The organism is Streptococcus sp. SCPM-O-B-15277 (M60), assembly GCF_058200335.1.
Map to the genome: position 1 here is coordinate 478,464 of NZ_JBYQGR010000001.1, position 11,710 is coordinate 490,173.

Genomic DNA, 11,710 nt, shown 5'->3' on the forward strand with positions numbered 1-11,710 from the left:
ACAAATGAAACAATTATCTAGTGCACAAGTCCGCCAAATGTGGCTTGATTTCTGGGCGACCAAAGGTCACTCGGTAGAACCATCTGTTAGCTTGGTTCCAGTAAACGATCCAACGCTTTTGTGGATTAACTCAGGGGTTGCAACCCTCAAGAAATACTTCGATGGAACTATCAAACCTGAAAATCCGCGTATTACTAATGCTCAAAAAGCCATCCGTACCAACGATATTGAAAACGTAGGGAAGACGGCGCGTCACCATACCATGTTTGAAATGTTGGGAAACTTCTCAATTGGGGATTACTTCCGTGACGAAGCCATTACTTGGGCTTATGAACTTTTGACAAGTCCTGAGTGGTTTGACTTCCCTAAAGACAAACTCTACATGACTTACTATCCAGATGACACAGATTCATACAACCGCTGGATCGAAGTGGGCGTGGATCCAAGTCACTTGATTCCAATCGAAGACAACTTCTGGGAAATTGGTGCTGGACCTTCTGGACCTGATACAGAAATCTTCTTTGACCGTGGAGAAGCCTTTGACCCAGAAAATATCGGTCTTCGTCTGCTTGCAGAAGATATCGAAAACGACCGATATATCGAAATCTGGAACATTGTTTTGTCACAATTTAACGCTGACCCTGCTGTTCCTCGTAGCGAGTACAAGGAATTGCCACACAAGAACATTGATACGGGCGCTGGTTTGGAGCGTTTGGTAGCGGTGATCCAAGGGGCCAAGACTAACTTTGAAACAGACCTCTTCATGCCAATCATCCGTGAAGTTGAGAAATTGTCTGGTAAGGTCTATGACCAAGATGGCGACAACATGAGCTTCAAGGTCATCGCTGACCACATCCGTTCACTTTCATTTGCGATTGGGGATGGTGCCCTTCCAGGAAATGAAGGTCGTGGTTATGTCCTTCGTCGTCTCCTCCGTCGTGCTTCTATGCATGGTCAAAAATTGGGTATCAATGAGCCTTTCCTTTACAAACTGGTTCCAACTGTTGGTAAGATCATGGAAAGCTACTACCCAGAAGTGCTTGAAAAACGTGATTTTATCGAAAAAATCGTTAAGAGCGAGGAAGAGTCATTTGCCCGTACTCTTCACTCAGGTCAACACTTTGCAGAAACCATCGTAGCAGACTTGAAAGAAAAAGGCCAAACAGTTATCGCTGGACAAGATGTCTTCAAACTCTATGATACATACGGATTCCCAGTAGAGTTGACAGAAGAAATCGCTGAAGAAGCAGGTATGACAGTCGATCGTGAAGGTTTTGAAGCAGCCATGAAAGAGCAACAAGAACGTGCGCGTGCGTCAGCTGTTAAAGGCGGATCCATGGGGATGCAAAACGAAACCCTTCAAAACATTACTGTTGAGAGTGTCTTTAACTACAATGCTAGTCAATTGCCTTCAAAATTAGTAGCTATCGTGGCGGACAATGCTGAAGTAGAAGCAGTTTCAGAAGGAACTGCATCTCTGATCTTTGCAGAAACTCCTTTCTACGCTGAAATGGGTGGACAAGTAGCTGACCACGGTCAAATTTTGGATGCTACTGGAAATGTCGTAGCTACTGTGACAAACGTTCAAAAAGCACCAAATGGACAAGCACTTCATACTGTTGAAGTCCTCGCTCCACTTATTTTGAACCAAGAATACACGTTAACAATCGATACGAACCGTCGTCTTCGTGTTATGAAGAATCACACAGCAACTCACTTGCTCCATGCCGCTCTTCACAATATCCTTGGCCACCATGCAACTCAAGCAGGATCTCTTAACGAAGTAGAATTCCTTCGCTTTGACTTCACTCACTTCCAAGCGGTAACTCCTGAAGAATTGCGCGCCATTGAACAACAAGTCAATGAAAAGATCTGGGAAGCAATCGCAGTGGAAACAGTTGAGACAGACATTGATACAGCTAAAGAAATGGGAGCTATGGCCCTCTTTGGTGAGAAATATGGTAAAGAAGTCCGCGTTGTGACCATCGGTGACTACTCGGTCGAGCTTTGTGGTGGTACCCACGTTGGCAATACTTCTGAGATTGGTCTCTTCAAGATTGTCAAAGAAGAAGGGATTGGTTCAGGAACTCGTCGTATCTTGGCAGTGACTGGTAAAGAAGCCTTTGAAGCCTATCGTGAACAAGAAGATGCGCTGAAAGCAGTTGCAGCAACCTTGAAAGCACCTCAACTCAAGGAGGTTCCTCACAAGGTTGAAGGCCTTCAAGAGCAACTCCGTCAATTACAAAAAGAAAATGCAGAATTGAAGGAAAAAGCGGCAGCAGCGGCAGCAGGTGATGTCTTCAAGAATGTTCAAGAAGCAAACGGACACCGTTACATTGCGAGCCAAGTCTCTGTTTCAGATGCAGGTGCCCTTCGTACCTTTGCGGATAACTGGAAACAAAAAGACTACTCTGATGTGCTTGTTCTTGTCGCAGCCATCGGTGATAAAGTGAATGTCCTTGTAGCCAGCAAGACAAAAGACATCCACGCAGGTAACTTGGTTAAAGAATTAGCTCCAATCGTTGATGGACGTGGTGGTGGTAAACCAGACATGGCCATGGCAGGAGGAAGCAACCAAGCGAAGATCCAAGAATTGTTGGATGCCGTAGCAAGTAAATTGTAATCATTTAATACCTATCCATTTGGATAGGTATTTTTCTGTGAATAAGAAAAACTCCTCACATGGGATGTGAGGAGTTATATGCTTTCTAAAAATTAAACCAGACCTTGGGCAATCATAGCATTTGCTACGTTTTCAAAGGCTGCGATATTAGCACCTGCAAGGTAATCAGTACCAAGACCATATGTTTCAGCAGTTGTTTTAGCTGTGTTGAAGATGTTGGTCATGATGTCTTTGAGACGTCCATCAACTTCTTCACGAGTCCATGAAAGTCGAAGACTGTTTTGGCTCATTTCAAGAGCTGATACAGCAACACCACCAGCATTGGCCGCTTTGGCAGGTCCGTAAAGGATTCCATTTTCTTTGTAAACTTTGATAGCTTCAAGGTCGCTAGGCATGTTAGCTCCTTCAGAGACACAGATAACTCCTTGAGCAACCAAGCGTTTCGCAGCTTCACCGTTGATCTCATTTTGAGTTGCACATGGAAGGGCGATATCATAGTTGCCAGCGTAAGTCCATACAGAACCTTCGTGGTAAGTAGCAGTTGGTTTTTCTGCTGCGTATTCAGTCAGACGAGCACGACGTTTTTCTTTAACATCTGTAAGAAGGTCAAAATCGATACCATTTTCGTCGATGACATAGCCATTTGAGTCAGATACAGAGATAACAGTTGCACCAAGTTCAGTCGCTTTTTGAAGTGCGTATTGGGCTACATTACCAGAACCTGAAATCACGACTTTCTTACCAGCAAAGCTGTTGCTGTTTGCTTTAAGCATTTCTTCAGTATAGTAAACCAAACCGTAACCTGTTGCTTCTGGACGAATCAAGCTACCACCGAAACCAAGAGGTTTACCAGTCAAGACACCAGCATCAAATTGGTTGAGGCGTTTGTATTGACCGTAGAGGTAACCAATCTCACGTCCACCAACACCGATATCACCAGCAGGTACGTCAAGAGATGGTCCGATGTATTTTTGTAATTCGGTCATGAAGCTTTGGCAGAAGCGCATCACTTCAGCATCAGTTTTGCCTTTAGGATCGAAGTCTGATCCACCTTTACCTCCACCGATTGGTAGTCCAGTCAAAACGTTTTTAAAGATTTGTTCGAATCCGAGGAATTTCAAGATTCCTTGGTTAACAGTTGGGTGGAAACGAAGTCCGCCTTTGTATGGTCCAACAGCTGAGTTGAATTGAACACGGTAACCACGGTTAACTTGAACTTTCCCATCACGGTCAACCCAAGGAACACGGAAAGAAATTACTCGCTCTGGCTCAGTGATACGTGCCAAGATATTTTCTTCAATATACTCAGGGTGTTTTTCAAAGACAGGCTCCAAAGTGCTGAAGAATTCTTCAACCGCCTGGAGAAATTCAGCCTCATGCCCGTTACGAGCTTTTACAGTTTCAAACACGCTTTGGATATATTCTTTAGCAGATGTCATATCGTTCTCCTTTTTGTTGTCATATTTTATTACATGAGACATTATAGCAGAAAAATTTTTCACTGTAAAGGAAAAAACACAAATTTTCTAAAAATTCTTTCAATTTAGCAACAGCTGTTTTTTTTCAGCTAAAAAAGCCAACATTTTTATGAGGTTAGTTTTATTAAAAGGGTCCTATCAAAGTATGGTATAATAATAGAGATATAAAGGAATCTGGAGGAATAGAATCATGGTATCAACTAAAACACAGATTGCTGGTTTTGAATTTGATAATTGCTTGATGAATGCAGCAGGAGTTGCTTGTATGACCATTGAGGAATTGGAAGGTGTTAAAAACTCAGCAGCAGGAACCTTTGTCACTAAAACAGCAACCTTGGAATTTCGTCAGGGAAATTCTGAACCACGTTATCAAGATGTTCCACTTGGTTCTATTAACTCGATGGGGCTACCCAATAATGGTTTAGACTATTACTTGAACTACCTTTTGGAATTGCAAGAAAAGGAACCAAATCGGACTTTCTTTCTATCTTTAGTTGGAATGTCTCCAGAGGAAACTCATACCATCTTGAAAAAGGTTCAAGAAAGTGATTTTAGTGGCCTAACAGAGCTCAATCTTTCATGTCCAAATGTTCCTGGTAAGCCACAGATTGCTTATGACTTTGAAACTACAGACCGCATTTTGTCAGAAGTCTTTGAATACTTTACAAAACCTCTAGGAATTAAGCTTCCACCTTATTTTGATATTGTACATTTTGACCAGGCAGCAGCTATTTTTAACAAATATCCACTCAAGTTTGTCAACTGTGTGAACTCTATCGGAAATGGTCTTTATATAGAAGATGAGTCTGTCGTGATTCGTCCTAAGAATGGTTTTGGTGGGATTGGTGGAGAATACATCAAACCAACGGCCCTTGCTAATGTTCATGCTTTTTATCAACGCTTAAATCCAGATATTCAAATCATTGGAACTGGTGGAGTATTAACAGGGCGTGATGCTTTTGAACATATCCTATGTGGTGCCAGCATGGTACAAGTAGGAACTACTCTTCATAAAGAAGGTGTAGGTGCTTTTGAGCGTATTACAAAGGAACTCAAAGAAATTATGACGGAAAAAGGATACCAATGCCTAGAGGATTTCCGTGGAAAATTGAATTATATAGATTAAACGGAAGCTAAATTAAAAAGAAAGGAGAATAAATGCTAGCCATAGAAGAAAGTCGAAAGCTATCCTTAGCGAACCTTCCTAGTTTGACCCTGTTTACAGGAACTGATCAAGGACAGTATGACGTCATGAAAGCACAAGTTCTAAAGCAAATCGGATATGATCCTGCAGATTTGAATTTTGCTTATTTTGACATGAAAGAAGTAGACTACAAAAGCTTGGAGCTAGAGTTGGTCAGTCTTCCTTTCTTTGCGGATGAAAAAATTGTTATTTTAGATCATTTTCTCGATATTACAACTGCTAAAAAACGCTATCTAACTGATGATGAGCTCAAGGCCTTTGAAGACTATCTGGAAAATCCTGTACCCTCAAGTAAATTAGTAATCTTTGCTGAAGGCAAGTTAGATAGCAAGAGACGTTTGGTCAAATTACTTAAGCGGGATGCGACAGTATTTGAGGCTCTTGAACCTAAAGAGCAAGAGTTGAGAGCCTATTTTCAAAAGTGGGCTCAGGAACAAGGACTTACTTTTGATGGAAATTCCTTTGAACAGTTGCTTATCAAATCTAGTTTTCAATTCAGTGAAATTCAGAAAAACTTGCTCTTCTTACAGTCTTATAAGGATAGTGGTCTGATAACAGAAGAAGATATTGTTGAAGCCATTCCAAAGACTTTGCAGGATAATATTTTTGATTTGACCCAATTAATATTAACTAAGAAAATTGATCAGGCACGAGATTTAGTTAAAGATTTGACCTTGCAAGGAGAAGATGAGATTAAACTGATTGCCATTATGCTGGGGCAGTTTAGACTCTATACCCAGGTGAAAATATTGCAAGAGTCTGGTCAGACAGAATCACAGATGGTCAGCAGTTTGGGTCACTATCTTGGTCGCAATCCGAATCCCTATCAAATCAAATTTGCTCTTCGTGACACGCGAGGATTGTCCCTGAATTTCCTACAAAATTCTATTCGTTATCTCATTCAAGCAGATTATCAAATTAAGACTGGTGTTTACGAAAAAGGGTACTTGTTTGAGAAGGCTTTATTGCAAATTGCCAGCCAGTCAAATTGAGCAAATAACTTGAAAAAACAGGTTGTTTGCGTTATCATTTTTATATAAAAAGAAAAAGAGGTATTACAGATGGCTATTATCTTACCAGATCTTCCATACGCTTACGATGCATTGGAACCATACATCGATGCTGAAACAATGCACTTGCACCATGACAAACATCACCAAACATATGTCAACAACGCAAACGCAGCTCTTGAAAAACACCCTGAAATTGGTGAAGACCTTGAAGCTTTGCTTGCTGACGTAGAATCTATCCCAGCTGATATCCGTCAAGCGCTTATCAACAATGGTGGTGGACACTTGAACCATGCTCTTTTCTGGGAATTGATGACTCCTGAAAAAACAGCTCCTTCAGCAGAACTTGCAGCAGCAATCGATGAAGTTTTTGGTTCATTCGAAGAATTCCAAGCAGCTTTCACTGCAGCAGCAACTACACGTTTTGGTTCTGGATGGGCATGGTTGGTTGTTAACAAAGAAGGTAAGCTTGAAGTGACTTCAACAGCAAACCAAGACACACCAATCTCAGAAGGTAAGAAACCAATCTTGGGCTTGGACGTTTGGGAACATGCATACTACGTGAAATACCGCAACGTTCGTCCTGACTACATCAAAGCTTTCTTCTCAGTGATTAACTGGAACAAAGTAAACGAACTATACGCAGCGGCTAAATAATATTGAACATAACACCTTTTGGTTAGAAATTTATCTAACATGAAAGGTGTTTTTTGTTTGCTTTGATAAGAAGTATCGGTCTCATGATTTTCCTTTGTTGGATAGGCTTGATTTATGGTATAATGATAAGATAGAAATCGAAGGAGAAATCATGAATATTCAACAATTACGCTACGTTGTAGCTATTGCTAATAGTGGTACTTTTCGTGAAGCGGCTGAAAAGATGTACGTTAGCCAACCCAGTCTATCTATTTCTGTAAGAGATCTGGAAAAAGAGCTAGGCTTTAAGATTTTTCGTAGAACCAGTTCAGGAACCTTTCTTACTCGCCGTGGAATGGAATTTTATGAAAAGGCACAAGAATTGGTCAAAGGTTTTGATATCTTCCAGAATCAGTATGCCAATCCTGAAGAGGAAAAGGATGAGTTTTCAATAGCCAGTCAGCACTATGATTTCTTACCTCCAACCATTACAGCTTTTTCTCAACAGTACCCGGAGTATAAGAATTTTCGTATTTTTGAATCTACAACTGTTCAGATTTTGGATGAAGTAGCCCAAGGACATAGTGAAATTGGGATTATCTATCTCAACAATCAAAATCAAAAGGGTATCATGCAGCGGGTTGAAAAATTAGGCCTTGAAGTGATAGAGTTGATTCCTTTCCAAACGCATATTTATCTACGTGAAGGACATCCTTTGGCTAAGAAAAAAGAGTTGGTCATGGATGATTTGGCTGAATTGCCAACCGTGCGTTTCACACAAGAGAAGGATGAATACCTCTATTACTCAGAAAACTTTGTGGATACAAGTGCCAGCTCTCAAATGTTTAACGTAACAGACCGAGCTACTTTAAATGGGATTCTTGAAAGAACAAATGCTTATGCGACTGGTTCTGGATTCTTAGATAGCGATAGTGTTAATGGAATTACCGTTATTCCACTAAATGATAATCTCAATAATCGCATGGTTTATGTGAAACGTGAGGAAGTAGACTTGAGTCAAGCAGGGACTTTATTTGTAGAGGTTATGCAAGAGTATTTTGATCAGAAGAGGAAAGCATGAAAAAAAGAGGAATACTAGCAGGGATTATAGCAGCCTTGATTGTCTTAGATCAAATGGTAAAGGCTTATGTCGTTCAGAATATTGCTCTTGGTGAAATCAAGTCATGGATCCCAAATCTAGTTAGTTTAACCTATCTGCAAAATAGAGGAGCAGCCTTTTCGATGCTCCAAGACCAACAGTGGTTTTTTGCAGTGATTACCCTCGTAGTCATGGTTGGAGCTATCTGGTATCTTCATAAGCATATAGAGGATTCCTTCTGGACAGTCTTTGGATTGGTTTTGATTATTGCAGGTGGTCTGGGAAACTTCATTGATCGTATTAGCCGAGGATTTGTCGTGGATATGTTCCACTTAGACTTTGTCAATTTTGCCATATTCAACGTAGCTGATAGTTATCTAACAGTAGGAGTTCTTGTATTATTGCTTGCAATGCTAAAAGAGGAAATGAATGGAAATTAAAATTGAAACCGGCGGGATACGTTTAGATAAGGCTTTGTCAGATCTGACAGAACTGTCACGTAGTCTCGCCAATGAACAAATCAAGTCTGGTCAGGTCTTGGTCAATGGTCAGTTAAAAAAAGCCAAGTACTCGGTTCAAGAAGGGGATGTTGTCACCTATCAAGTTCCGGAACCAGAGGTTTTGGAGTATGAAGCTGAAGATATTCCTTTAGAAATCATATACCAAGATGAGGATGTAGCAGTAGTCAATAAACCTCAAGGTATGGTCGTTCATCCAAGTGCTGGTCATACTAGTGGGACCTTGGTGAATGCCCTTATGTATCATATCAAGGACTTATCAGGAATCAATGGTGTATTACGTCCTGGAATTGTCCACCGTATTGATAAGGATACATCAGGTCTCTTGATGATTGCTAAAAACGACGATGCTCACATGGCGCTCGCTCAAGAATTGAAAGATAAGAAATCACTTCGAAAATATTGGACTATCGTTCATGGAAATCTTCCCAACGACCGTGGAGTCATTGAGGCGCCAATCGGACGTAGTGAAAAAGACCGCAAGAAACAAGCTGTGACTGCCAAAGGGAAACCAGCCGTGACACGCTTCCAAGTCTTGGAACGCTTTGGTGACTATTCTTTATTAGAATTGCAACTGGAAACAGGACGAACTCATCAAATCCGTGTGCACATGGCTTATATCGGTCATCCTGTAGCCGGTGATGAAGTATATGGTCCTCGTAAAACCCTAAAGGGACATGGACAATTTCTCCATGCCAAGACGCTTGGATTTACTCATCCAAGAACAGGTGAAACTATGGAATTTACTTCTGATATTCCTGCTATCTTTAAAGAGACTTTGGAGAAACTTCGAAATAACTAAAAAAGAGGCTGGGACAAAAGTCCTAGCCTCTCAATTTTCTTTGGATTGTCGAGCAAGACGCAGTGGTTGAGTGGGCTCTACTAGGCTGATTTCATCAGTTTTACAGTCCTACTCAACTGTGCGGAGGTGGGACGACGAAATCGAATTCTAACGAATTACCGATTTCTGTCCCACTCTCCCTTTTATTTGCGTTTTTTCTTAGCTTTTTTCATTTTGTTGGCCATGCGTTTCATGGATTGCTTCATAGCAAATTCACCGATTTTACCCTTGAGACCTCCACCGAGCATCTGGCTCATATCAGGCATTCCAGCTCCTCCGAACGCTGACATATCAGGCATACCACCTTGTCCCATCATTCCTTCAAGGGCTGACATATCCATGCCACCAGGCATATTTTTAGGAAGATTGTTAGGGTTGATGCCCATTTGCTTCATCATCTTGTTCATGTCACCAGACATGACACCTTGCATGAGTTGTTTAGCTTGGTTAAAGTCTTTGATGAACTTGTTGACTTCGATAAAGGTATTCCCAGAACCAGCTGCGATACGACGACGGCGGCTTGGAGTGAGCAAATCTGGATTTTCACGTTCTTCAGGAGTCATAGATGAGACGATGGCACGTTTACGAGCGATTTGTTTTTCATCCACCTTCACATTTTGAAGGGCAGGATTGTTGGCCATACCAGGAATCATCTTGAGCAAATCTTCCATTGGCCCCATATTTTGCACTTGATCCAACTGATCGATGAAATCGTTGAAATCAAAGGTGTTTTCCCTCATCTTTTCAGCCATTTCAAGGGCTTTTTGCTCATCGTATTCTTGGGAAGCTTTCTCGATCAGAGTCAGCATATCTCCCATACCGAGAATACGGCTGGCCATACGGTCTGGGTGGAAGGTTTCGATATCTGTAATCTTTTCACCAGTACCAGTGAATTTGATAGGTTTTCCTGTGATATGACGAACAGAAAGGGCCGCACCACCACGAGTGTCCCCGTCAATCTTGGTAAGGATGACACCGGTAACCTCTAATTGATTGTTAAATTCTCGTGCAACGTTAGCAGCTTCTTGACCGATCATAGCATCGATGACGAGAAGGATTTCATTTGGTTGAGCAAGAGCTTTAACATCACGAAGCTCATTCATGAGAAGCTCATCGATTTGTAAACGACCGGCTGTATCAATCAAGACATAGTCGTTATGGTTGGCTTTGGCTTGCTCCAAACCTTGGCGAACAATCTCAACTGCAGGAACTTCAGTCCCAAGAGCAAATACAGGAACATCAATTTGTTGTCCCAGTGTTTTGAGCTGGTCAATGGCCGCAGGACGATAGATGTCGGCCGCAATCATCAGAGGACGAGCATCCTCTTCCTTTTTGAGTTTGTTCGCGAGCTTTCCTGCGAAGGTTGTTTTACCAGCACCCTGCAAACCGACCAGCATGATAATGGTCGGGATTTTTGGAGACTTGATAATCTCAGCTGTATCAGAACCAAGAACTGCAGTCAACTCTTCATTAACAATCTTGATGATTTGTTGAGCTGGATTGAGGGTATCAATGACCTCATGACCAATCGCACGTTCGCGAACTTTTTTGATAAAGTCCTTAACCACAGGTAAAGCAACGTCGGCCTCTAAAAGAGCCAGACGAATTTCCTTGGTTGCTTCTTGGATATCGCTTTCTGTGATTTTTCCTTTTTTACGTAGATTTTTAAAGACGTTCTGCAAACGTTCTGTTAAATTTTCAAATGCCATTATTTTCTCCTATTTTTTCAATTCAGTGGAAATCGTCCGAAATGTTGTAAACACTCTAGTTCTTCGGGTGTGACCTCTTTCATGATTTCATTTGGATATCCCCAACAGCTAAAACCTACTTGCATAGCTTTGGAGATATCATTGGACGAAATAATCTGTAGTCGAGTTGGAAATGGTTCCTCTGCCGCTAATAGTGTGCAAGGTATTCCTTGGTAAATGACAAGACTGCCCATGGTTACTCCCGATTATCAATACTTGTTAAGATTTCAAGTTGTTCTTGTAGAAAAGCATCTTCTGGGTAGCGCTCTAAGATCTGATCAAAAATCTGACTGCGAACAATGTAATCAGAGTACATATGAAGCTTCATTTCATAGTCTTCCAGAATCTTTTCAGTTCGTTTGATATTATCATAAACAGCCTGACGACTGACGCCAAACTCTTCAGCAATTTCAGCCAAACTATAGTCGTCTGCATAGTAGAGCTCGATATAGTTCATTTGTTTATCAGTCAAGAGGGCTGCATAGAATTCAAACAGAGCATTCATTCGATTGGTTTTTTCAATTTCCATAAGATTTATTATACCAAAAAATAG

General features: G+C 41.2%; 11 protein-coding genes. 7 read left to right on the forward strand and 4 right to left on the reverse strand.

Features of this window, described 5'->3' with window-relative positions:
- The first annotated feature begins 4 nt into the window (after positions 1-4).
- Complete coding sequence (gene alaS / locus AC3E9F_RS02395) at positions 5-2,623, forward strand: alanine--tRNA ligase (protein WP_263393732.1); 2,619 nt, start codon at positions 5-7, stop codon at positions 2,621-2,623.
- A gap of 92 nt (positions 2,624-2,715) precedes the next feature.
- On the opposite strand, the gene gdhA is transcribed toward alaS, so the two are convergent.
- Positions 2,716-4,062: an NADP-specific glutamate dehydrogenase gene (gdhA, locus tag AC3E9F_RS02400; RefSeq protein ID WP_263393731.1), complete on the reverse strand. Its 1,347-nt coding sequence runs from the start codon at positions 4,060-4,062 to the stop codon at positions 2,716-2,718.
- 229 nt (positions 4,063-4,291) lie between these two features.
- Between gdhA and AC3E9F_RS02405 the strand changes: the two genes are divergently transcribed.
- From AC3E9F_RS02405 to AC3E9F_RS02430, 6 genes are all read left to right on the forward strand, one after another.
- Positions 4,292-5,227 (forward strand): dihydroorotate oxidase, encoded by a 936-nt coding sequence (locus AC3E9F_RS02405; RefSeq protein ID WP_490672769.1) that lies wholly within the window; start codon positions 4,292-4,294, stop codon positions 5,225-5,227.
- Positions 5,228-5,259: 32 nt separating this feature from the next.
- Positions 5,260-6,297 (forward strand): DNA polymerase III subunit delta, encoded by a 1,038-nt coding sequence (holA, locus tag AC3E9F_RS02410; protein ID WP_490672770.1) that lies wholly within the window; start codon positions 5,260-5,262, stop codon positions 6,295-6,297.
- Positions 6,298-6,366: 69 nt separating this feature from the next.
- Positions 6,367-6,972 (forward strand): superoxide dismutase SodA, encoded by a 606-nt coding sequence (sodA, locus tag AC3E9F_RS02415; protein ID WP_263393728.1) that lies wholly within the window; start codon positions 6,367-6,369, stop codon positions 6,970-6,972.
- A 151-nt stretch (positions 6,973-7,123) separates the two neighbouring features.
- On the forward strand, positions 7,124-8,032 hold the full coding sequence (locus tag AC3E9F_RS02420) for a LysR family transcriptional regulator (protein WP_263393727.1): 909 nt from the start codon (positions 7,124-7,126) through the stop codon (positions 8,030-8,032).
- A complete protein-coding gene (gene lspA, locus AC3E9F_RS02425; protein WP_263393726.1) occupies positions 8,029-8,490 on the forward strand; it encodes a signal peptidase II in 462 nt (153 codons plus the stop codon). Before AC3E9F_RS02420 ends, lspA begins: the two co-directional genes overlap by 4 nt.
- Entirely contained in the window at positions 8,480-9,370 is an 891-nt protein-coding gene (locus AC3E9F_RS02430; protein ID WP_263393725.1) for an RluA family pseudouridine synthase, read from the forward strand. The genes lspA and AC3E9F_RS02430 overlap by 11 nt, the downstream gene beginning before the upstream one ends.
- A gap of 182 nt (positions 9,371-9,552) precedes the next feature.
- Here AC3E9F_RS02430 and ffh read toward each other — a convergent pair whose 3' ends face one another.
- Genes ffh through AC3E9F_RS02445 form a run of 3 tightly spaced genes read right to left on the reverse strand, consistent with a single transcriptional unit; the run spans position 9,553 to position 11,686 of the window.
- Entirely contained in the window at positions 9,553-11,118 is a 1,566-nt protein-coding gene (ffh, locus tag AC3E9F_RS02435; protein ID WP_263393724.1) for a signal recognition particle protein, read from the reverse strand.
- Positions 11,119-11,135: 17 nt separating this feature from the next.
- Complete coding sequence (locus tag AC3E9F_RS02440) at positions 11,136-11,351, reverse strand: 2-oxoglutarate:acceptor oxidoreductase (RefSeq protein ID WP_263393723.1); 216 nt, start codon at positions 11,349-11,351, stop codon at positions 11,136-11,138.
- A gap of 2 nt (positions 11,352-11,353) precedes the next feature.
- Complete coding sequence (locus AC3E9F_RS02445; protein ID WP_263393722.1) at positions 11,354-11,686, reverse strand: putative DNA-binding protein; 333 nt, start codon at positions 11,684-11,686, stop codon at positions 11,354-11,356.
- Positions 11,687-11,710 lie beyond the last annotated feature (24 nt).

Bases quoted from the DNA above. Each gene is read 5' to 3' on its own strand.
- gdhA (WP_263393731.1), bottom strand. From the start codon at position 4,062: ATGACATCTGCTAAAGAATATATCCAAAGCGTGTTTGAAACTGTAAAA.
- ffh (WP_263393724.1), bottom strand. From the start codon at position 11,118: ATGGCATTTGAAAATTTAACAGAACGTTTGCAGAACGTCTTTAAAAAT.
- AC3E9F_RS02430 (WP_263393725.1), top strand. From the start codon at position 8,480: ATGGAAATTAAAATTGAAACCGGCGGGATACGTTTAGATAAGGCTTTG.
- AC3E9F_RS02445 (WP_263393722.1), bottom strand. From the start codon at position 11,686: ATGGAAATTGAAAAAACCAATCGAATGAATGCTCTGTTTGAATTCTAT.
- AC3E9F_RS02420 (WP_263393727.1), top strand. From the start codon at position 7,124: ATGAATATTCAACAATTACGCTACGTTGTAGCTATTGCTAATAGTGGT.
- alaS (WP_263393732.1), top strand. From the start codon at position 5: ATGAAACAATTATCTAGTGCACAAGTCCGCCAAATGTGGCTTGATTTC.
- AC3E9F_RS02405 (WP_490672769.1), top strand. From the start codon at position 4,292: ATGGTATCAACTAAAACACAGATTGCTGGTTTTGAATTTGATAATTGC.
- AC3E9F_RS02440 (WP_263393723.1), bottom strand. From the start codon at position 11,351: ATGGGCAGTCTTGTCATTTACCAAGGAATACCTTGCACACTATTAGCG.
- sodA (WP_263393728.1), top strand. From the start codon at position 6,367: ATGGCTATTATCTTACCAGATCTTCCATACGCTTACGATGCATTGGAA.
- lspA (WP_263393726.1), top strand. From the start codon at position 8,029: ATGAAAAAAAGAGGAATACTAGCAGGGATTATAGCAGCCTTGATTGTC.
- holA (WP_490672770.1), top strand. From the start codon at position 5,260: ATGCTAGCCATAGAAGAAAGTCGAAAGCTATCCTTAGCGAACCTTCCT.